We start from the raw sequence: 21,035 nt of genomic DNA, 5'->3' as shown, positions 1-21,035 counted from the left end.
CGGCCATGCACTGCGAACCCGCTTTCAGATTGACAGTTGCTAGGCTGGTGCTACCATTTACACACAACAGCCCGGCAGTAGATCCCAATAACTGCTTGCGCCGATTTTGCCAGATCCCCTGAAAACTTCATGAGGAATGCGGCTGGTTTTGCACCTGACCGGCAGACACTATGACCATCTTACCCCACTCACAACGCAATCACACCGGATGGCCCTGGTTGAGGCAGATCAGCGCACTGCTGCTGTTTGTGCTCTGCTCAGCCCCCTGGTTTCCTGCCGGCGCCGCTGAAGCTGTCCTGAAGAAGGCCTCCCTGATGCCGCTCTGGAGCCCCCAGGCCCAGTTTGCCGGGTATTATGTGGCCCTTGACAAAGGGATCTATGCCCGCCACGGCATTGACCTGAAGATCCTCAAGGCCGGGCCGGGCTATTCTCCTGCACAAACCCTGCAGGAGGGTAAGGCGGATTTTGCCGTGCTCTGGTTGACAACGGCTCTGCAACGCCGCTCTGCCGGTGTCAAACTGGTGAACCTGGCGCAGATCATTCAACGGTCCTCAATGATGCTGATCGCTAAAAAATCCAGCGGTATTAAAACTGTTAAGGATATGAGCGGCAGGAAGGTGGGGATGTGGGGCGGAGAGTTGTCAATACCGCCGCGCGCCCTGCTTGACAGGTACGGGGTCAAGGTGCGGGAGGTTCCCCAGTCCCACACGATAAACCTCTTTCTGCGTGGTGGCATCGATCTGACTTCTGCCATGTGGTACAACGAATATCATGTGATGCTCAATGCAGGGCTTGATCCCGATGAATTGCAGCTCTTCCCGCTCCATGAACTGGGGATGCAGTACCCGGAAGACGGGATCTACACACTGGAAAAAACATTGCATAATGATCCGGCACTGGCACGGGCCTTTGTGGCGGCATCGCTGGAGGGATGGCGTTACGCCTTTGCCCATCCGGATGAGACGCTGGATATTGTCATCAAATATATGCGTGAGGCTCAGGTGCCGGCCAACCGGGTTCATCAGAAATGGATGCTTGAGCGGATGCAGGACCTGATCATGTATGACGTACCGCAGGGACTGCCCGGTCAGCTTAAACAGCAGGATTATGAGGGGGTTGGTCGCGCCCTGCGTGCAACTGGTCTGATCCGGAGCTACCCCGACTATGCCACCTTCAGCGGGAGGTCCAATGCCCGGTAAAAGCAGCATTGTCGTCAGGTTGGTGTTCGTGATCACGCTCTGCTGCTCATCTATCTTTGCCGCAGCACTCGGCTATAACTATTACCGTTCCCGGCAGATACTTGAACAGGAGCTGGAAAACAACGCACGCAACCTAGCCATGTCACTGGTGCACCGGGTGGAGACAGAGCTTGTTGCGGTGGCCAAGGTGACGGAAGGGGTGGCCCGTTCACTGGAGACCGGTCGCTATAGCGAGCAGGAACTGCTGGCGCTGATCCGGGCAACGGTTGAGAAAAACCCCGAAATATACGGATCTACCGTGGCCTTTGAGCCCTACGCCTTTAGCAGATCTACCCGCCTGTATGCTCCCTATTTTTACCGTGAAAAGGGATCGATTGCCTTCAGTCGCCTGGAAAAGGCCTACCAGCATGTGCCGTACCTCTACTGGGACTGGTACCAGATCCCGCGGGAACTGGGCAAACGTGAATGGAGCGAACCGTATTTTGATGAAGGGGCCGGCAATATTTCCATGTCCACCTGTTCGGTGCCCTTCTACGATGCGGCCAACGGGACAAGGCGGCTCAAGGGGGTTGTGACGGCTGATATCTCACTGGACTCCCTGACGAAGCTTATTTCCTCTACCAGGATACTCAAGACCGGCTATGCCGCGCTTCTTTCCCGTAACGGGATGCTGCTTGCCCATCCGTTGAAGGATGCGGTCATGAATGAGACCTTCTTCAGCATTGCCGAGGAACGCAAGGATCCGTCACTGCGGGAACTGGGCAAAAAGATGATCAGGGGCGAGTCCGGGTTCATACTCTACACGAGTCTGGTGGGGGTCAGGAGCTGGATGTACTACACACCGATCAGATCGACCGGATGGACGCTTGCCGTGGTGTTTCCCGAGGTGGAGCTGCTGGAAAATGTCAGACGGTTGAGCATGACCATGGCCGCCATGGGGCTTGTCGGTATCCTCGTTCTGACTGCGGCAGTGGTTTCAATTGCCAGTTCCATCACAAAACCGCTGCGTTCGCTGGCTGCAGCAACCCACGTGCTGGCATCAGGAAACTTTGATCTGGATCTGCCGCCGATCCGCACGAAAGATGAAGTCGGTCTGCTCACCCATGACTTTCAGATGATGAAGGAGTCCCTCAAGGAGTACATCAGGGATCTGACAGAGACCACTGCTGCCAAAGAGCGGATTCAGAGTGAACTCAAGGTTGCCACCGATATCCAGGCCAGCCTGCTTCCCCGTCTGTTTCCCGCGTTCCCGGACCGTCCTGAGTTCGATATCTTTGCCTCAATGGACCCGGCCAAAGAGGTTGGCGGGGATTTCTATGATTTCTTTTTTATTGATGAGCATAACCTCTGCTTCCTGATTGCTGATGTGGCTGGCAAGGGGGTACCTGCCGCCCTGTACATGATGGTGGCAAAGACCCTCCTGAAGTCTGAAGGTCAGCGGCTGGGGGAGCCTGACCAGATACTGGGATACGTGAACAACGTGCTTGCCAGCGACAATGACAGCTGTATGTTTGCTACGGTTTTTTGCGGCATTCTGGATGTCAGAACCGGCGAGGTCCGTTTTGCCAATGCGGGTCATAATCCGCCGCTGTTGATAGAGTCCCGGAGAATACGTTACCTGGACCTGAAACCGGGCTTTGTGCTGGGTCCCCTGCAGGATATGGCCTATACAGCCGAGCGCCTTATCCTGCAGCCGGGAGATACGCTGTTTATGTATACCGACGGCGTTACCGAGGCGACCAACAGTGCTGACGAGCTGTACGGGGAAGAACAGCTGCTGCAGGCCCTGCAACGTGTTCCCGATCAGGAGTTGACTGATATGGTGCATTATATTCGTGGCGAAATTACACGCCATGCCAATGGGGCTCCGCAATCCGACGACGTTACCATGATCGCCATAAAATATCGGGGAATGCAGGATGACAGGAAAGGGTGATGCATGAAAAAAGCTGTACATTTGGCACTTGTTCTTTTGGTGCTGAGTATTTTCTTTAGCGGTTGCAGCAAGAATGAAAAAAGTATAGCCGGTTTTGCCGATGCCCAAAATGCCAGGATCGGCGTGATGACAGGTTCAACCGGCGAGGCTGTTGCTGTCAAGCGGTTTCCCAAGGCCCAGGTCAAGAGTTTTGATGACATCATGGATGCTGTTGCTGCCATAAAATCAGGGCAGCTGGATGCGATCATCACCCTGTTTCCCGCTGCCCTGCAGGTCTCAAAAAAGAATCCTGAATTAAGAATCCTGCCGGAACCGCTTGATTTTGAAGATACCGCCATTGCCGTCAAAAAAGGCAATGATCAGCTGCTGGCAACGGTGGATCGGATTGTTGCTGCACTGAAAGCTGACGGCACGCTGGCGGATATGGAAAAACGGTGGTTGAAGCCTGATTTAAGCCCGTACCAAGAACGTGCCATTGTTCTTCCCAGGCAGGGTAATGCACTCAAAATAGGGGTGAGTGCCACCCGGGAACCGTTCAGTTTTGTGGATGACCACGGCAGGGTGTCTGGCTTTGACGGTGAGCTGGCCCGTATCATTGCTGCAAAACTTGAGAGGCCCGTTGAGTTTTCCAATATGAAGTTTATGGCATTGATTCCGGCCCTGCAGTCAGGCAAGGTTGATCTGATCATCAGCGGCATGACCGCAACCAATGAACGTAAAAAGACGGTCAATTTTACCCAACCCTATTTTGCCAATAAACAGGTCATGCTGGTCAGAAAGCCTGCTGCTGCCTTTCACCCCAAGTCCGAGCTGAACTCGATCAACAGCCTGAAAGGGAAGCGGATCTGCGTCCTGGCCGGTTCTGCCGGTGATGTGGCGGCCCGTAAAGCCTTTCCCGGTTCAGAGTTTCAAACCTTTACAGCATCAGCGGATGCTGCCCTGGCAATCAAGACCAATAAGGCCGATGCCTTTGTCTATGACAAAAGCGTGCTGTTGAATCTGGTTGAAAAGAACCCGGAGCTGATGATTCTTGATCAGGCGGTGGATAAACTGGAGGTGGCTGCAGCGGTCAGAAAGGATAATACGGCGCTGCTTGCAAGCATGAACAAGGCATTACAAGGCTTGAAACAGGAAGGTGAACTGCAGCGCCTGAGAACAAAATGGGTTGATACAAGATATGCCGTCACTCCGCAGTTACCGCCCGCCAAGGCTGTGCATACCAACGGTGTGCTGAGAATGGGAACCTGCGCCAACCTTGAACCGTTCTCGTTCCAGTCTAACGGCATCATCACCGGGCTTGATCGTGAGCTGAGCCAGCTGATCGGGGAGCGTCTCAATAAAGAAATCGAGATCGTTGATATGAACTTTGAAGCCCTGATTCCAGCGCTGCAATCAGGCAAGATTGACTTTGCACTTTCCAATTTCAACGTGACAGAAGAACGGAAAAAGCTGGTCAGTTTTTCTGTTCCCTATATTACAAATGATATATCGGTGCTGGTCAGAAAGACCGGCGCGTCTGCGACAACAGCCGTTCCTTCCTTCCTCAGCGGTCTTGTCACCAGTTTTCAGAGCAACATCATCATGGAGCGGCGTTATCTGCTGATCCTGGACGGCCTCAAGACCACCGTGATCATCTCGGTCTTTGCCACCCTCTTCGGTACCCTGCTGGGGGCGCTGATCTGCTTCATGCGGATGGCAAAGAGCCGTCTGCTCTCTGCTCCTGCCAGGCTCTACATCGCCATCCTGCGGGGCACACCGGTACTGGTGCTGTTGATGCTGATCTTCTATGTCGTCTTTGCCTCAGTCAACATCAACCCGGTCATTGTGGCGGTGATCGCCTTTGGCATGAACTTCGGCGCCTACACCGCCGAGATCTTCAGGACCGGCATCGAAGGGGTGGAAAAGGGACAGACCGAGGCAGGTATTTCACTGGGATTCACCAGGACCAGTACCTTCTTCCAGATCGTACTGCCCCAGATGGTGCGGCGGATCCTGCCGGTCTACAAGGGGGAGTTCATCTCCCTGGTCAAGATGACCTCCATTGTGGGCTACATCGCCGTACAGGATCTGACCAAGGCCAGCGACATCATCCGCAGCCGCACCTTTGACGCCTTCTTTCCCCTGGTCATGGTGGCCATCCTCTACTTCCTGATCTCATGGACACTGATGCAATCCCTTGAGTACCTGGAACGGATCACCGATCCCAAATACAAAAAGAGAAAGGCAGGCAGGGCATGATCAGGGTCGCACACCTCTCAAAGACCTACGGTGAGGTCACCGTACTGAAAGATATCTCCCTCAGCGTTGCCAAGGGAGAAGTCATCTCCATCATCGGACCGTCCGGCACCGGCAAATCCACCTTCCTGCGCTGCCTCAATCTGCTGGAACAACCCAGCGGCGGCTCAATCGCCGTGGACGGGATCGACCTGCTGGACAGAAAGAGCGACATTCCCAGGATCCGGCAGCGGATGAACATGGTCTTTCAATCCTTCAACCTCTTCTCCCACCTGACCGCCCTGGAAAACCTGACCATCGGCCCGATTAAACTGCTGGGCATGCCAAAAGGCGAGGCAGAACAGAAGGCCCTGGAGATCCTCAAACTGGTGGGGCTGGCTGAAAAGGCCGACAGTTTTCCCGATGAACTGTCCGGTGGTCAGAAACAGCGGGTGGCGATTGCCCGCTGCCTGGCCATGAATCCGGAGATCATCCTGTTTGACGAACCGACTTCGGCCCTTGACCCCACCATGGTCAGCGAGGTACTGGCGGTCATCCGGCGGCTGGCCAAAGACGGCATGACCATGCTGATCGTCACCCATGAGATGGACTTTGCCCGTGATGTCTCCAGCCGGGTACTCTACATGGACGAAGGCCTGATCTATGAAGAAGGCACTCCGCAGCAGATCTTTGAAAACCCGCAGCAGGAAAAGACCAGGGCCTTTATCAACCGGATCCGCAGCTTCAGCTACGGCATCAGCTCAGCTGACTATGACCTGTATGCCATGAACGCGGAGATCGAGATCTTCTGCGAGCGGCAGATCCTGCCCAGAAAGACCCGGCACAACCTGCTGCTGCTGGTGGAGGAACTGCTGCAGATCCATGCCCCGCTGCTGGCCACGACCCCCCTTGACCTGACCATCGCCTATTCTGAAAAGAAGGAGAGCCTGGAGATCATCCTGGAGAACCGGGGGGAGGCAATCAACCTGCTGGATAAAGACCGCCTGCCCGATGAGCTGGGACTGAACATCATCACCCACCTGGCAGAGCAGATCGACTACCAGCGCAACAACGGCATCAACAGGGTGACGGTGCTGATGAAGAGGGGGTAACCCCCGTGATGGGGGCGGGCTGTGATCCGTACACTGTGCAAAGGCTCAACAGGCAGGATGGTTACTGTCTGTTGAGCCTTTTGTGTGCTGCTGTTACAGAGGCTTAATGGTGCTGCAGACGTCGCAGGATGGCATACACGGTTTCCACCTGCTCGGCTGCTCCAATTGCGTTGGCAATCTTTTCTGGTGAGGTTTCATCAGGATGAGCAGCCAAAAATGCCTGCACCTTCTTCTGGAGCGTGATCACGGCTCCTGCAGCTTTTTTGCCTGCCTCTACACCCGGCTGGTGGTAGGCATTGATATTGACCAATGAGGCGTACAGCCCGACAGTCCGTTCAAACAGGGCGATCAGGGCACCTATGGTGGCAGCATCAATCTGCTCAACCGTGATGGTCAGAGACTCGCGTCCCTTCTCAGACAGGGCCTGTCTGGTGCCGTACAGGAAGCCAAACAGAAAATCGCCGCTGGTCACCCCTTCCTCAACCTGCATGGAGCCACCCTGGCGGTCCTGCAACACCTCGATGAAGGTTACAAAGAAGTTGTGCACCCCTTCACGCAACTGCTGCACATAGGCATGCTGGTCAGTGGAGCCTTTGTTGCCGTAGACCGTTAACCCCTGGCAGACCGGTTTGCCGCTCAGGTCCAGCTCCTTGCCAATGGATTCCATGATCAGTTGCTGCAGATAGCGGGAGAAGAGCAGCAGGCGATCCTTGTACGGCAGCATCACCATATCTTTGTTTCCGCAGCCATCCGTGGCGTGGTGCCACATCAAGGCCATCAGGGCCGCCGGGTTAAAGGTGGTAATCCTGCTGCGGGTGATCTGGTCGCAGACCTGGGCACCTTTCAGTAGTGCCCTGATATCCAGCCCCTGCAGGGCAGCAGGCACAAGCCCGACAGCCGAGGTAACCGAGGTGCGGCCGCCGACCCAGTCCCACATCGGAAAACGGGTGACCCAGCCTTCTGCCAGGGCCAGCTTGTCCAGCTCGCTGCCATCACCGGTAATGGCGATCGCCTGTTTGCTGAAATCCAGCCCGGACCGTTGCCAGGCTGCCTGCGCCTCCAACATGCCGTTGCGGGTCTCTTGGGTGGAACCGCTTTTGGAGATGACAATCACCAGACAGTCAGAGAGATCGCCGATCTGGCTGAAGACCCGATCCATGCCGTCCGGGTCAGTATTATCCAGAAAGAAGGGTGTCATCCTGTCTGAGCTGTTGCCCAGGGCATCAGCCACAAACTGGGGGCCCAGGGCAGAACCGCCAATCCCGATTATCAGCAGCTTTTTGAATACGCGATTACCTGGAGCTGTAATCTTGCCGGAGTGGATATCGCCGGTAAAAGCTGCAACCCGCTCAAGCGTGGATTCGATCTGCTGCTGGATCTCCGGTCTGGGGGCGAGGGCAGGGGTGCGTAACCAGTAATGACCCACCATACGCCCTTCATCCGGGTTGGCTATGCTGCCCTGTTCAAGGGCAAGCATGGCATCAAAGGCCTGCTGCATGGCAGGCTCCATCCGGTTCAGGAACTCGTCATCAAAGTTCATCCGGCTGATATCCAGCCAGAGACCGATCTCGGGGCAGTGGCAGAGATGTTGCTGAAAGCGGTTCCAGGTGTTTGTAGGCATCAGGTCTGCTCCTTCAGATAGGGATGATGCTGTACCTATACCACAGACAACCTGAAAATCCAGGTCAGCAGCCCCAAAAAGAAAGGGCGGGGATAAACCCGCCCTTTGAACATCTGTCAACTGGTACTTTAAGACTATTTCTTTATGTTATAGAAAACATTGTGTCCTTTGAACTCTGCAGTGGTGTCCAGTTCATCTTCAATCCGCAGCAGCTGGTTGTATTTGGCTACCCGGTCAGTACGGCAGAGTGAGCCGGTCTTGATCTGTCCGGCATTGACGGCCACAGCCAGGTCAGCCAGGGTGGTGTCCTCGGTTTCGCCGGAACGGTGCGAGATCACGGTGGTGTAACCGGCCCGCTTGGCCATCTCAATCGCTTCCAGGGTCTCGGTCAGGGTACCGATCTGGTTCAGCTTGATCAGGATTGAGTTGGCAATCCCTTTCTGGATACCTTCCTTGAGGATGGCGGGGTTGGTCACAAACAGGTCGTCGCCCACGATCTGGATCTTCTTGCCCAGGCGGTCGGTCATCAACTTCCAGCCATCCCAGTCATTTTCAGCCATGCCGTCTTCAATGGAGATGATCGGGTACTTGTTGACCAGGTTTTCGTAGAACGCAACCATCTCTTCCCGTGTTTTTTCCTTTTGAGGCTCGTTCTCCAGGGTGTAGGTCCCTTTTTCCTTGTCAAACAGTTCGGATGAGGCCACATCCAGGGCCAGCAGCACATCATCGCCCGGCTTGTAACCGGCCTTGACAATCGCCTCCATGATGACTTCCAGGGCCTCTTCATTGGACTTCAGGTTGGGGGCAAAGCCGCCCTCATCACCCACGGCAGTGTTGTAGCCCTTGGCCTTCAGTACCCCTTTCAGGGCGTGGAAGATCTCGGCTCCCATCCGCAGCGCCTCGGCAAAACAGCAGGCACCGGCCGGCATGATCATGAATTCCTGGATATCCACGTTGTTGTCGGCATGGGCGCCACCGTTGATGATGTTCATCATCGGCAACGGCAGTTCGCGGGCATTGGCGCCGCCAATATATTTGTAGAGCGGCAGGCCTGCCTCTTCAGCAGCAGCCTTGGCAACGGCCAGAGAAACCCCCAGGATGGCGTTGGCACCCAGGTTGCTCTTGGACTCGGTACCGTCCATTTCCAGCATGCGCTGGTCAATGCCCACCTGATCACTGGCTTCCATGCCGATCAGTTCATCAGCAATCCTGTTGTTGACGTTGTCAACCGCCTGCAGAACACCCTTGCCAAGATAGCGGCCTTTATCGCCATCACGCAGCTCCAGCGCCTCACGTTCACCGGTTGATGCACCGGAGGGCACGGCTGCCCGGCCAAAGGCGCCGGACTCAAGAAAAACCTCGCACTCAAGGGTTGGATTACCGCGGGAATCAAGGATCTCCCGTGCGTAGATATCAACGATTTCGCTCATCACTGCCTCCTCATGGAATTGGATCAAAAACCTCACTTTTATAGCAACTGGGTGAGGAAAAGAAAAGCATCAATACATAGCGCCCCGGCTATTTATCAGCTGAAGCTGTTGCGGTCTCTGCAGCAAGTTCATCGTAAACCGAGAGTGATTTGACTGTCGTGCTGATCCGGCCACCCAGAATCTCAAAATTTTTCAGTCGGGAGTTAAACAACTCGGTCTGGGTCTTGAGATTTCCGATGCTCTCAGTCAGAAAGCTCTTTTCCTGCTGGGCAGCTTCCTTTTTAAAGACCCCTTTAACCTTGTGCAGGTATTCATCGCCAGTTGCCAGGTAGTTGTTCAACCCAACCAGAAAGGCCTGGGCTCCGGAAGACAGGTCCGCAACGTTTTTAAGTTGCTGGTTCGCCTCAGACATGGCCTTCAGCAGGTCTACATCAGCCAGCGTATGGACATCTGCCAGAGACTTTGGATCAGGGGTGGCCGGGTCAAGCCTGGCTGCCAGAGTCAAGACCTGCTGAGATATCTGTAAATAGGTGTCAAGGGATTTTGAAGCCGTACCCAGGGTTTGGCTGAACTGGGCCACAAACTTTGAGAAAACTGCTGCCTGACCGGCATAGGGGATTGGCAGGAATCTGGTTATTGCTGCCGCTGCAGACCCAGCCTGGATATAGCGGTTGTAGGCGGCCAGATTGCTGTTCATCCAGGCGGCATAGCGTTCAAAATCGGCGATCAGTGCCCGTTGAGCCTTGATATCATCCATGACCTGATGGAATTTGGCCAGTTTGCGTTGCTGCAGCACGCTGAGGGTCAGGCAGCGGGGCAGTTCGCATTGGTGTGGCTTCGCGGATACCTCCATCCGGGGGATGGCCGGGACAACCGGCTGGGTGGCTGCTGGTGCATCTGCTGCAAATAACGACGTGATGAGTACCGTGGTGACTGATGCGGTTACTACAGTGATTCTGGTCATTTTAAGTGTTTCTTTGATCCTTGGGACTGTTTTTCTGAAGCCAGATACTCGGCCAGAAAGGCCTGTTTATAGGCCATGAAGCGGTTGTCTGCAATGGCCTGGCGGATCTCTGCCATCATCTGCAGGTAGAAGGTGACGTTATGAATGGCGGATAGCACGGCCGAAAGCACCTCGTTGGCGGCAAACAGATGGTGCAGATAGGCCCGGCTGAAATTCTGGCAGGTGTAGCAGCTGCAGGAGGGATCAACCGGGAAAAAATCCCGTTTGTAGTTTTTATTGGTGACCCTGATCTTGCCCCGACGGGTAAACAGGGTGGCACTGCGGGCGTAACGGGTCGGGATCACACAGTCAAACATATCCATGCCGCGCTCAACGCTTTCCAGTATGTCTTCAGGCAGGCCGACCCCCATCAGGTAGCGCGGTTTGTCCTCAGGCAGGTGCGGCGCGGTCCAGCCCACTACTTTTTTAAGCAGCTCCAGTCCTTCGCCCACGCTGACACCACCGATGGCATAGCCGGGCAGATCCAGCTTGCGCATCTCTTTGGCGCACATGATCCGCAGGTCTTCATACACGCTGCCCTGTACAATACCGAACAGGGCCTGGGTTTCTCGGTTGGTCCAGGCCTTCTGGCACTCCTTCAGCCAGCGGATCGTCTTCCGGGTGGACTGTTCAGCATAGGCCTTGTCGCAAGGGTAGGGGATGCACTCATCAAAGGCCATCATGATGTCTGAGCCGAGCTCCTGCTGGATACCGATCGCCTTGGCCGGATCAAGGTAGATCTCTTCGCCGGTCAGCTCATGCTTGAAAAAGACACCCTCTTCAGTGATCCGCTTCTTGGGCAGAGAAAAAACCTGGAACCCGCCGGAATCGGTCAGGATCGGCTTTTCCCAGGCCATGAACCTGTGCAGTCCACCGGCCTTTTTAACCAGCCCCTCACCGGGCTGCAGGTGCAGGTGATAGGTGTTGGAGAGGATGATCTGTGCCCCTGTCTCGTGAATCTGAGCCGGTGTCAGAGGTTTCATGGCCCCATGGGTGGCCACCGGCATGAAGATCGGAGTCTGAATCTCGCCATGGCTGGTCTGGAGGATGCCGAGCCGGGCGGCTGATTGAGCGTCTTTTTTTACGAGGGTAAAGTTCATAGTGTGCTTTCTTTGTTTCAGAGCCGGCTGTTATGAAAGCCGTAGGTTGTTTTGAACTATTCTGCAGTTTTCCACACTCTGGTCAAGCGATCCATGCCTGTTGTTGGAAATTGCGAAAAAACTGCAAAAAAATGTCACTCAATAAAAGCAAAAAGCGCCACAAGGCGAGCTGCTTGCCCATGCCGGTATACTGTTTCAGTCCCTCAAAACGGCCGCTTGAGCGGGTTGCTGAAAAAATATCAAGCTGGGCATGCTTTATGCTAAATTAGTGAAACTACATATCAGGATACACGATAATACTAAACCATTCGCGAGGATGGGACGGAAAGCCTACAGGGTCTCTCTGAGACAGCCGGGTCGCCGAAATATCTGCCATCAGATACGAACGCGTCCCGGTTTTTTTGTGCCGGGGCACTCAACGGTACCGGGCAGCAGATGCCCGAAGGGGGCTCCCAATGGCAGCTTGTCGCAGGTTGTTATGCATTGTAACCTTTCAACGTCTTGTTGCCGCAGTCGCCCTTATTGCCGTTCTTATCCCTCAAACAGTCTGTGCTGAACCGCTTCTGGTCTTTTTTAAAGATGACACAGGTAGCGCTATTTCCTGGCAGCAGACTCCCCAGAACAGACAGAAAACAGCCGCAACCGTGAGTCTGAATCAAAGCGGGGATCTGGTGGTGAAATACGGCTCCGTGCAGATGGTGTTTGCGTACTGCCCACCAGAAGACCCGCATACCCAACAGGACGTACCGCGTGTCAACATGGCATCGAGCCAGGAAGTCCCACCGATTAACGGGTTAAGCGTCAAATTGCATTTTGTCTTTTAGGTACTGCAATCCAGCCTGAGCCATTTCAGAAAACATTCTGCCGTCACCGAGGAATACTGCCGTACGGCCGGTACGGCAGCACACCGGTCTCCAGGATGGACCGGGATCTCTCTTTTACCCGCCACGCCGTGCCATGCCACATTGATCTAAAGCGCAAGCTTACCCTAATCGATGAATATCCTGCCACTGAGATGACAGGCTGCAAGGTGGCCTGGATGCTGTTCCTGCAGCGGAGGGCTTTGCTTTCGGCAGATCTCTTCAGCATAGGGACAACGGGGGTGGAAACGGCACCCCTCCGGCAGGTTGGCAGCAGATGGCACGTCATGGGAGCGCAGTGGCCGGCAGGATTTCCCGGAAACCTTGTGAATGCTGGGGATTGCAGTCAGCAGGGCCTGACTGTAGGGGTGACGGCAACGGGTAAACAGGTCACTGGCCGGTGCCAATTCAACCACAGCCCCCAGATACATAACCGCTATCCGGTCGCAGATATGGCGCAGTACTCCCAGATCGTGGCTGACCATCAGCAGGCTCAGGCCATGTTGTTGTTTGAGATCCTGCAGCAGATTAATGATCTGGGCCTGGATGGAAATATCAAGTGATGATACCGGTTCGTCGGCAATCAGCACGGCAGGTTTGGCAGCCAGGGCACGGGCAATGCCGATCCTTTGACGCTGACCCCCTGAAAATTCGTGGGGAAAACGGTCGTACTGGTCACCGGACAGGCCAACCTGTTCCATCAGGTTGACGCTGGTTTCCCGGACCCGGTTCACATCACACAGCTTATGGATCAGGAGCGGTTCAGCGATGGTATCACCGATCCGCATACGGGGGTTCAGGGATGAGAACGGGTCCTGAAATACCATCTGGACCGAACGACGGAACTGCCGGGCATCCGGCGCAGCAAGCTGTCTGATATCGTTGCCCTGAAAACTGACCACACCACTATCCGGTTGCAACAGCCCGGTGATCAGTTTGGCAAGGGTTGACTTGCCACAGCCCGATTCCCCGGCTATGCCAAGGGTTTCTCCGGCTGTAAGGCTCAGAGAGACGGTATCCACCGCCTTGAGCCGTAGTTTATTCCCCGCGCCAAGACCTGATCCTTTCAGATCAAAACTCTTGCTCACCCTATCTGCAGCCAGGACCGTTCGGTTCATAGGTAGTTCCAGCAGCGTACCTGGTGAGACAGGCCCATGTCACGTTGCTCTGGCATGACTGTGCAGCAATCCCTGGCATCCGGGCAGCGGGGCTTGAAGGGACAGCCGGTAATCTCGGCGGTCATGTCGGGAGGATGGCCGGCAATGGTCTTGAGCGGCCTGCCCGGTTCGGCATTTTCCGGCAGGGACGCCAGCAGCCCCCGGGTATAGGGGTGCAACGGCTGCGTCAAAAGCTCTGCGGTTTGAGCAGATTCGACAATCCGTCCGGCATACATGACATGCACCCGGTCGGCCCGTTCAGCCACAATACCCAGATCATGGGTAATCAGCAGTAATGCCAACCCCTTGTCCTGGCGCAACTGGTCAATCAGTTCAAGGATCTGGGCCTGAATGGTAACATCAAGGGCGGTGGTCGGCTCGTCGGCAATCAGAACATCGGGCGAACAGGCCAGGGCCATGGCGATCATGACCCGCTGACGCATCCCTCCGGAAAGCTGGTGCGGGTAATCCCTGATCCGCAGTTCAGGGCTGGGGATACCGACCTGATGCAACAGTTCGATTGCGTGCTGCCTGGCGCTCGGTACATCCATGGCACGGTGCAGCAGAAGCGGCTCCATCAACTGATCGCCGATTCGCAGGACCGGATTCAGGGAGGTCATCGGCTCCTGAAAGATCATGGCAATCCGGTTGCCGCGTAAAAGCCGCAGCTCGTCCTCTGGCAGTTCCAGCAGTTCACGGCCATCCAGCCGGATGGAACCGTGACTGATTTTACCGGAAGCAGGGATCAAGCCCATGATCGAGCGGGCGGTCATGCTTTTGCCGGAGCCTGATTCTCCCACCAGTGCCACGGTCTGGCCACGCTCAAGACTGAGGCTGGCACCATTCACGGCATGGACAGAACCGTGCTGGGTCGGTAGGATTGTTACCAGGTCGCTGATTTCAAGTAGTGCCATAGTGAGGCAGTTTACCTTGCTGCAACCGTCTATGTCAAACCTCGAAACAGGGTGGTTAGGTGCAGGGAAACTGTTTGACAGTAATCATGCTTTATGGTTCTATCTGACCCCTCTGGATTTATTCATGAAATATTTATATCTTCTCATCATAACCATAGGTTGTCTGCTGTCAGTCGCTTTTTCTGTAGAAATAGCCAGCGCCAAAGAACCATCTCAGTCAAGCGGGTTGATCCGGGTAGCTATTATCAAGGGTGCTGATTCCGTGACCATTGACGGCGATGGCGTGCTTGCGACTGATGCTTCCGGTAAACCCATTGTGCTTGACCTTCCCGTCACTGTGAGGAGTGAACGGGGCAGGATACTTGCCGGAAACAGCTCCAGTCAACTGGTGCGGCTTGCTGCAGGCGGTCTGATGCGGGTTAACGGCAAATCATACCGTGGTCAGATTGAGTTGTCGCTCCAGAGCAACGGTAAAATACTGGTGGTAAATGAACTGCCGCTTGAACAGTATCTGGTTGGCGTCATTACAAGTGAGATCTCCTCAACCTGGCCAATGGAATCAATCAAGACCCAGGCTGTGATTGCACGCACCTTTGCCGTGGCAAAGCGCAAGGAACGCAGCAAGGCCTATTACCACCTTGAATCAACCGTTATGGACCAGGCCTACGAAGGTAGCGATGAGGAAGACAGCCGGGCTGCACGCGGCGTTGCTGAGACAGAAGGTGAAGTGTTGACCTATAACGGTACGGTTATACAGGCTTTTTACCACGCTAATAGTGGCGGGCGCACAGAGTCGTCAGAAAATGTTTGGGGGGTGGCCCTTCCGTATCTTAAGGGCGTTGAGTGTCAGTACGGCCTGACCTCAACCACCAGCAGCTGGGAACAGAGCATACCCTTGTCTAAAATTGAGTCATCGCTGAAGGCCCAAAAGGTGTACGGCCTGACCGACATCAAGGCCGGCCCGCGTAACAACCGCGGACGTCTGAAAACGGTGCAGCTGGAGACAGAACGTGGAACCATGACGATCCCTGCCACTAAATTCAGGATGGCGGTCGGCTCAACAGTGATCAGGAGTACCAACTTTTCGGTCAGGGTTGAAGGAGGGATCGCCTATTTCAGCGGTTCCGGCTATGGTCATGGTGTGGGATTATGCCAATATGGGGCCAAACAGCGTGCCCTTGATGGTTTCAGCTATACCGAGATACTGTCATACTATTATCCCGGCACCAAGCTGAGCAAACTGTCTGAGCTCTAGGACTGTGGTACGGTAGATGCTGGTTAAAGAGTTCTCCTTTACGCTCCCGGATGAGTTGATTGCCCGTTATCCGGCCAGTCAGCGGGACGGTTCACGCTTGATGGTGCTTAACCGGCAGACGGCTGCACGCTCTGAGATTGCCTTCAGTCAGATTATCGAATGGTTACGGCCAGATGACCTGTTGGTGCTGAATGACACCAGGGTTATTCCGGCCCGGCTGTTTGGCCAGAAGGAAACCGGCGGGCGGATTGAGCTGTTTCTGGTTGAGCCGACTGGCGATACCTGCTGGCGCTGTCTGTTACGATCTTCAAAGAGATGCCGGCCGGGACAGATCATCAGGCTGGCTGAAGGGGTAACGGCTGAAGTTGTTGAACAACTCGGTGAGCAGGATTGGCTGATCCGCTTTCATGGCAGCGATGATTTTGAAAGCTGGTTGCAGAGAGTAGGACAGATGCCGATCCCTCCCTATCTGAACCGCGAATCCGAAGAACTGGATCGTGTCAGGTATCAAACGGTCTATGCCTCTGAATCCGGCGCTGTAGCTGCCCCAACCGCTGGCCTGCATTTTACGCAGGAACTGCTGGGGCGGATTCAGGAAAAAGGCATACGCCTTGCGCGGGTCACCCTGCATGTCGGTCTGGGTACCTTCCGGCCGGTACGGGTTGAGCGGGTTCAGGATCATAGCATCCATCGTGAGCGTTACCGTGTTCCCCCAGAAACTGCTGCTGCTGTGGCAGCAACCAAGGCACGGGGGGGCAGGGTGGTTGCCGTGGGCACCACCGCCTGCCGGACCCTGGAGTATGCAGCAGACGATGCCGGTCAACTGCAGGCTGGTCAAGGTGAAGCAGATATTTTTATCTATCCCGGTTATCGGTTTAAGGTGGTTGATGCGTTGCTGACCAACTTTCACCTGCCGGAATCAACCCTGTTGATGCTGGTCTCGGCCTTTGGCGGAAAAGAGTTGGTTCTTTCCGCCTATGGCGATGCCGTCGACAGGCAATTCAGATTTTACAGTTATGGCGATGCCATGCTGATTGTCTAGGAGCAGCAGTGCCAGATCATTTTCAGGTTGTGCATCAGGATAGTGGTTGCCGGGCCCGTACCGGCGTCTTGACCACGCCCCATGGCGAGATTAAGACGCCCATTTTCATGCCGGTGGGTACCAACGCCTCGGTCAAGGCAATGCGTCCTGAAGATCTCACCGATGCCGGTGCCCAGATTATTCTGGCAAATACCTACCATCTTTATCTGCGGCCCGGACACCGGCTGGTGGAAGAGTTGGGCGGCCTGCATCGCTTTATGTCCTGGGATAGGCCGATTTTGACGGATTCCGGCGGTTTTCAGGTCTACAGCCTGACAGACCTGCGTAAGATCACGGAAGATGGGGTCAAGTTCCGCTCCCATATTGACGGTTCCATGCACCTGTTGACTCCGGAGTTGTCGATTAAGGTTCAGGAGGCGCTGGGGGCCGATATCATCATGTGCTTTGATGAATGTCCACCGGCTGATGCCGGACGGGAGTATGTCGAACGTTCCCTGGCCATGACCACCCGCTGGGCACAGCGCTGCAAGGATGCCCATACCCGCAGAGACCAGCTGCTGTTCGGCATTGTACAGGGGGGCCGCTTCAGTGATCTGCGCCAGCGCAGTCTGCAGGAGTTGCAGGGGATCGGCTTTGATGGTTACGCCCTGGGCGGTTTGTCGGTTGGTGAAGAAAAGCCGGTCATGCATGAGGTGATGGATGCCTGCAGCGATCTGCTGCCGGCAGATCACCCACGTTACATCATGGGTATCGGCACACCGGAAGATTTAGTGGAGGCGGTTTGGCGCGGATATGATATGTTTGACTGCGTTATGCCGACCCGTAATGCCCGTAACGGGATGCTCTTTACCAGCCAGGGGCGCGTGAACATCAAGCGCAAGCAGTATGAGCAGGATCAGGGGCCGCTCGATCCGGCCTGTAGCTGTTACGTCTGTAGAAATTACAGCCGGGCATACCTGCGTCACCTGTTCCGTTCCGGCGAGATCCTGGCATCAATGCTGAATACGCACCACAATATTGCCTGGTATCTCAGCCTGATGGGCCGGATGCGCGAGGCAATCAGGCAGGATCAGTTTGAGGCATTCCGCAAGGAATTTTATCATCAGCAACAGACTACCGCTGAAAATAACAAGGAGGAATACAACGTATGAACATGCTTGGTATCGCTTTCGCAATGGGAACTCCGGCTGGTGGGGCCGCACCGCAGGGTGGCGCAGCGGCATTTATGAACTTCGTTCCGCTGATCTTCATGTTTGCCATCTTCTACTTTCTGTTGATTCGTCCCCAACAGAAGAAGGCCAAGGAACATAAGGCGATGATTGACGCACTTAAAATTGGTGACAGCGTCAAGACCGCAGCCGGTATCCACGGCAAGATTGCCGCCCTGGAAGATCAGGTGGTAACCCTTGAAATTGCAACCGGGGTGAAGATCAAGATTGACAAGCCGTTTGTTACGACTGTCGTGAAGTAGGGAAACGACTTTTTTCTGTCCTGGTCCAGTCAAGCTTCGGCATGTACTTTGTGCGGCGTATGATGTTGTACGCCTCCGCCCACAGCCTGCTTGACAGAACCGGAACAGAATATCCATGTTTCAGAATTTAGTATTTCTGCATACTACAAACAGAAGGAGCCGTGCCAATGCCTAAGGGAGCCGGATGGCGCATCGCCCTGATCGCAGCCTTTATTGTCCTGTCCTGCATCTATCTGGTGCCAACCTTGACCCCCAAACTGCCGGACTGGTGGAAGGGGATGTTGCCCAAAGATAAGATCCACCTGGGGCTTGACCTGCAGGGGGGGACTCACCTGGTGCTTGAGGTGGAGACCACAAAGGCGGTTGAGGGAACCCTGGATCTGGTTGCAACCGATCTTGAGGATACTCTCAATAGCAAAAACCTGCGTTTCAAGCGGATCAGCCGTACTGGAAGCGACAAGGTCGCGATTGTCATGTACGAAAAGGATACCGCTGCCGCTGTTCAGAAACTGGTCAAGGAGAAGTACCGCGACTACGAGATCATCCCCACGGTGGAAGAGGGGGGGATGGTCGGGATTGCCCTGCGGATGAAGGAACAGGATATCCAGGATCGCAAGGATAAGGCGGTTGCCCAGGCCCTTGAGACTATTCGTAACCGGATTGATCAGTTTGGCGTGTCCGAGCCGGTAATTGCCCGCCAGGGGGTTAACCAGATTGTGGTGCAGCTGCCCGGCATTAAAGATCCGCAACGGGCCATTGCACTGATTGGACGTACCGCCCGTCTTGAGTTCAAGATGGTTAAAGAGGGGGTTTCACCCACCGGCGGCGCAGTACCCGAGGACAGTGAAGTGCTGTTTGAAAAGCACACCGACCCTGCTACCGGTGCCACCAGCGAGACTCCTCTGGTGGTGTATAAAAAGGCCCTGATCACCGGTGACCTGTTGACTGATGCCCAGGTACGGATTGACTCACAGTTTAACCAGCCCTACGTTGGGATTGAGTTCAACTCGCTGGGGGCACGGCTGTTTGATCAGGTGACTGCTGCCAATGTGGGCAAACGTTTTGCCATTGTACTTGACAGCAATGTCTACTCTGCCCCGGTCATCCGGGAGCGGATCTCGGGTGGTTCAGCCCAGATCTCCGGTAACTTTACGGAGAAGACCGCCTCAGACCTGGCGATCGTGCTACGTGCAGGCGCCCTGCCTGCTCCGGTCAAGATCATTCAGAACGTGACGGTCGGTGCATCACTGGGGAAAGACTCCATTGACAAAGGTCTGATGGCCGGTGCCATCGGTGTGGTTCTGGTCATCGCCTTTATGGCGATCTACTACAAACTGTCCGGCATGGTGGCCAACCTGGGGATGGTGCTGAACATTCTCTACCTGATGGGGGCCATGTCAGCCCTGGGGGCAACCCTGACCCTGCCCGGCATTGCCGCCATCGTACTGCTGGTGGGCATGTCGGTTGACTCCAACGTTATTATCTTTGAACGGATCCGCGAAGAGTTGCGTCTGGGCAAATCACCCAAATCTGCGTTAGAGGCCGGTTATGACAAGGCTTTCCTGACCATCATGGACTCCCACGTGACCGCCCTGATTACTGCAGCAGTACTGTTCCAGTTCGGTACCGGTCCGGTCAAGGGATTTGCTGTATCCTTGAGTCTTGGTATCATGATCAACCTGTTTACCTCGTTGATGGGTACCAAGGTGATCTTTGACCTGTTCCTGCATAAGGGGAACGTCAAAAAGATGAGTATATAAAAGGGGATACTGATATGATGGAGTTTCTTGGAAAAACTACGATAGATTTTGTAGGCAAAAGGAATATCTCGTTTGTCATCTCTGCTGTTATCTCGATCATCGGCATCATTGCCATCGTCCAGATGAGCAGAGGCGCTGCCAATATGGGAATTGATTTTACCGGTGGTACCTCGGTACAGCTCAAGTTTGACAAGCCGTTTGCCCTGGCAGATGCCCGTAAGGCATTGCATGCAGCCGGTATCGAGGCAGAACTGCAAGAGGTCAAAGAAGGTAATAAACTGCTGGTAAAACTGCCGCGCAAGAATGCCCTGGCAGTCGGCAAGGCGGCAGAACTGGTACCGGCTGCCTTTGTCAAGGCCCAACCGGGTCTGCAGGTCACGGTTGACAGTACCACTGAGATAGGACCCTCCATTGGTGAAAAGCTGCGTAAGGATACCATTATTGCCGTGGCTATCTCCATGCTGGGGATCATCTGCTACATTGCCTGGCGTTTTGACTTTAAGTTCGGAGTTGGTGCGGTGGTTGCTACCCTGCATGACGTACTGGCCATGTTTGCCGCCTACTATGTTACCGGCAGAGAGTTCAACCTGTTGTTCATCACGGCGGTGCTGACCATTGCCGGTTATTCTCTGACTGATACCGTGGTTATTTTTGACCGGATTCGGGAAAACCTGCACAAGGACCTGAAAGGATCGCTGCACAAGATCTTTAATAACAGCATCAACGAGACCCTGTCCCGTAGTATTATTACTTCTCTGACCACTTTTCTGGCTGCCATCTCCCTGTTTGTCTGGGGAGGCGAGGTCATCCATGACTTCTCCTTTGCCCTGCTGGTGGGTATTGGCGTTGCCACCTACTCATCGGTCTTTGTTGCCAGTCCTGTGGTGCTGCTGCTGGAACAACGTGCCATGAACAAACAGGATGCCGGAACAGGCCAACCGGTAAAAGCCTAGGGAGGTTG

16 protein-coding genes, 1 pseudogene and 1 riboswitch are annotated in these 21,035 nt (G+C 54.8%); of the genes and pseudogenes, 11 read left to right on the top strand and 6 right to left on the bottom strand.

Annotation, left to right across the window (positions count from 1 at the left end; all coding sequences use genetic code 11):
* The first annotated feature begins 170 nt into the window (after window positions 1-170).
* The 4 genes from FY034_RS09220 to FY034_RS09205 are packed head-to-tail and all read left to right on the top strand — an operon-like array spanning window position 171 to window position 6,461.
* A complete protein-coding gene (locus FY034_RS09220; RefSeq protein ID WP_265549820.1) occupies window positions 171-1,199 on the top strand; it encodes an ABC transporter substrate-binding protein in 1,029 nt (342 codons plus the stop codon).
* Complete coding sequence (locus tag FY034_RS09215) at window positions 1,189-3,135, top strand: SpoIIE family protein phosphatase (RefSeq protein WP_265549819.1); 1,947 nt, start codon at window positions 1,189-1,191, stop codon at window positions 3,133-3,135. The genes FY034_RS09220 and FY034_RS09215 overlap by 11 nt, the downstream gene beginning before the upstream one ends.
* A 3-nt stretch (window positions 3,136-3,138) precedes the next feature.
* Window positions 3,139-5,373: an ABC transporter permease subunit gene (locus FY034_RS09210; RefSeq protein ID WP_265549818.1), complete on the top strand. Its 2,235-nt coding sequence runs from the start codon at window positions 3,139-3,141 to the stop codon at window positions 5,371-5,373.
* Entirely contained in the window at window positions 5,370-6,461 is a 1,092-nt protein-coding gene (locus tag FY034_RS09205; RefSeq protein ID WP_322573219.1) for an amino acid ABC transporter ATP-binding protein, read from the top strand. Before FY034_RS09210 ends, FY034_RS09205 begins: the two co-directional genes overlap by 4 nt.
* Before the next feature lie 115 nt (window positions 6,462-6,576).
* Here FY034_RS09205 and FY034_RS09200 read toward each other — a convergent pair.
* The 4 genes and pseudogenes from FY034_RS09200 to tgt (FY034_RS09185) form a co-directional block, all read right to left on the bottom strand.
* A pseudogene (locus tag FY034_RS09200) lies at window positions 6,577-8,082 on the bottom strand (glucose-6-phosphate isomerase); the annotation flags it as partial.
* Between the two features lie 134 nt (window positions 8,083-8,216).
* Window positions 8,217-9,512, bottom strand: a complete 1,296-nt coding sequence (gene eno, locus FY034_RS09195) for a phosphopyruvate hydratase (RefSeq protein ID WP_265549817.1) — start codon at window positions 9,510-9,512, stop codon at window positions 8,217-8,219.
* 88 nt (window positions 9,513-9,600) lie between these two features.
* A complete protein-coding gene (locus tag FY034_RS09190; protein ID WP_265549815.1) occupies window positions 9,601-10,476 on the bottom strand; it encodes a hypothetical protein in 876 nt (291 codons plus the stop codon).
* A complete protein-coding gene (gene tgt, locus FY034_RS09185) occupies window positions 10,473-11,615 on the bottom strand; it encodes a tRNA guanosine(34) transglycosylase Tgt (RefSeq protein ID WP_265549813.1) in 1,143 nt (380 codons plus the stop codon). Before tgt (FY034_RS09185) ends, FY034_RS09190 begins: the two co-directional genes overlap by 4 nt.
* A gap of 288 nt (window positions 11,616-11,903) precedes the next feature.
* Window positions 11,904-11,980: riboswitch (cyclic di-GMP riboswitch) on the top strand.
* 90 nt (window positions 11,981-12,070) lie between these two features.
* Here tgt (FY034_RS09185) and FY034_RS09180 point away from each other — a divergent pair.
* On the top strand, window positions 12,071-12,439 hold the full coding sequence (locus FY034_RS09180) for a hypothetical protein (protein WP_265549812.1): 369 nt from the start codon (window positions 12,071-12,073) through the stop codon (window positions 12,437-12,439).
* A 164-nt stretch (window positions 12,440-12,603) separates the two neighbouring features.
* Here the strand turns inward: FY034_RS09180 and FY034_RS09175 are convergent, their stop codons facing one another.
* Window positions 12,604-13,593 carry an ABC transporter ATP-binding protein gene (locus tag FY034_RS09175; RefSeq protein ID WP_265549811.1) on the bottom strand — a complete coding sequence of 330 codons (990 nt, stop codon included), beginning with the start codon at window positions 13,591-13,593 and terminating at the stop codon, window positions 12,604-12,606.
* Window positions 13,590-14,546: an ABC transporter ATP-binding protein gene (locus FY034_RS09170; RefSeq protein WP_265549810.1), complete on the bottom strand. Its 957-nt coding sequence runs from the start codon at window positions 14,544-14,546 to the stop codon at window positions 13,590-13,592. The genes FY034_RS09175 and FY034_RS09170 overlap by 4 nt, the downstream gene beginning before the upstream one ends.
* 124 nt (window positions 14,547-14,670) lie before the next feature.
* On the opposite strand from FY034_RS09170, the gene FY034_RS09165 reads away from it, so the two are divergent.
* The 6 genes from FY034_RS09165 to secF all read left to right on the top strand — a co-directional run bounded on the left by FY034_RS09165 (window position 14,671) and on the right by secF (window position 21,027).
* Window positions 14,671-15,801 (top strand): SpoIID/LytB domain-containing protein, encoded by a 1,131-nt coding sequence (locus FY034_RS09165; RefSeq protein ID WP_265549808.1) that lies wholly within the window; start codon window positions 14,671-14,673, stop codon window positions 15,799-15,801.
* A gap of 16 nt (window positions 15,802-15,817) precedes the next feature.
* Window positions 15,818-16,843 (top strand): tRNA preQ1(34) S-adenosylmethionine ribosyltransferase-isomerase QueA, encoded by a 1,026-nt coding sequence (gene queA / locus FY034_RS09160; RefSeq protein ID WP_265549806.1) that lies wholly within the window; start codon window positions 15,818-15,820, stop codon window positions 16,841-16,843.
* A gap of 8 nt (window positions 16,844-16,851) precedes the next feature.
* On the top strand, window positions 16,852-17,994 hold the full coding sequence (gene tgt, locus FY034_RS09155) for a tRNA guanosine(34) transglycosylase Tgt (protein ID WP_265549804.1): 1,143 nt from the start codon (window positions 16,852-16,854) through the stop codon (window positions 17,992-17,994).
* A gap of 2 nt (window positions 17,995-17,996) precedes the next feature.
* Window positions 17,997-18,314, top strand: coding sequence for a preprotein translocase subunit YajC (gene yajC, locus FY034_RS09150; protein ID WP_041243321.1), 318 nt, complete (start codon window positions 17,997-17,999; stop codon window positions 18,312-18,314).
* Window positions 18,315-18,481: 167 nt separating this feature from the next.
* Window positions 18,482-20,074: a protein translocase subunit SecD gene (gene secD, locus FY034_RS09145; RefSeq protein WP_265549803.1), complete on the top strand. Its 1,593-nt coding sequence runs from the start codon at window positions 18,482-18,484 to the stop codon at window positions 20,072-20,074.
* A gap of 17 nt (window positions 20,075-20,091) precedes the next feature.
* The gene (gene secF / locus FY034_RS09140; RefSeq protein ID WP_265555241.1) at window positions 20,092-21,027 is read left to right on the top strand and encodes a protein translocase subunit SecF; all 936 of its coding nucleotides are present in this window, start codon (window positions 20,092-20,094) and stop codon (window positions 21,025-21,027) included.
* Window positions 21,028-21,035 lie beyond the last annotated feature (8 nt).

The organism is Trichlorobacter lovleyi (genome assembly GCF_015239775.1).
Classification (GTDB): domain Bacteria; phylum Desulfobacterota; class Desulfuromonadia; order Geobacterales; family Pseudopelobacteraceae; genus Trichlorobacter; species Trichlorobacter lovleyi_B.
The sequence above is the reverse complement of the archived record's forward strand: the minus strand, read 5'-3'. Positions and strand labels throughout refer to the sequence as shown.

Bases quoted from the DNA above. Each gene is read 5' to 3' on its own strand.
- FY034_RS09175 (WP_265549811.1), bottom strand. From the start codon at position 13,593: ATGAACCGAACGGTCCTGGCTGCAGATAGGGTGAGCAAGAGTTTTGAT.
- FY034_RS09220 (WP_265549820.1), top strand. From the start codon at position 171: ATGACCATCTTACCCCACTCACAACGCAATCACACCGGATGGCCCTGG.
- eno (WP_265549817.1), bottom strand. From the start codon at position 9,512: ATGAGCGAAATCGTTGATATCTACGCACGGGAGATCCTTGATTCCCGC.
- FY034_RS09190 (WP_265549815.1), bottom strand. From the start codon at position 10,476: ATGACCAGAATCACTGTAGTAACCGCATCAGTCACCACGGTACTCATC.
- FY034_RS09205 (WP_322573219.1), top strand. From the start codon at position 5,370: ATGATCAGGGTCGCACACCTCTCAAAGACCTACGGTGAGGTCACCGTA.
- secF (WP_265555241.1), top strand. From the start codon at position 20,092: ATGGAGTTTCTTGGAAAAACTACGATAGATTTTGTAGGCAAAAGGAAT.
- queA (WP_265549806.1), top strand. From the start codon at position 15,818: ATGCTGGTTAAAGAGTTCTCCTTTACGCTCCCGGATGAGTTGATTGCC.
- tgt (WP_265549813.1), bottom strand. From the start codon at position 11,615: ATGAACTTTACCCTCGTAAAAAAAGACGCTCAATCAGCCGCCCGGCTC.
- FY034_RS09170 (WP_265549810.1), bottom strand. From the start codon at position 14,546: ATGGCACTACTTGAAATCAGCGACCTGGTAACAATCCTACCGACCCAG.
- secD (WP_265549803.1), top strand. From the start codon at position 18,482: ATGCCTAAGGGAGCCGGATGGCGCATCGCCCTGATCGCAGCCTTTATT.
- FY034_RS09165 (WP_265549808.1), top strand. From the start codon at position 14,671: ATGAAATATTTATATCTTCTCATCATAACCATAGGTTGTCTGCTGTCA.
- FY034_RS09180 (WP_265549812.1), top strand. From the start codon at position 12,071: ATGGCAGCTTGTCGCAGGTTGTTATGCATTGTAACCTTTCAACGTCTT.
- yajC (WP_041243321.1), top strand. From the start codon at position 17,997: ATGCTTGGTATCGCTTTCGCAATGGGAACTCCGGCTGGTGGGGCCGCA.
- FY034_RS09210 (WP_265549818.1), top strand. From the start codon at position 3,139: ATGAAAAAAGCTGTACATTTGGCACTTGTTCTTTTGGTGCTGAGTATT.
- FY034_RS09215 (WP_265549819.1), top strand. From the start codon at position 1,189: ATGCCCGGTAAAAGCAGCATTGTCGTCAGGTTGGTGTTCGTGATCACG.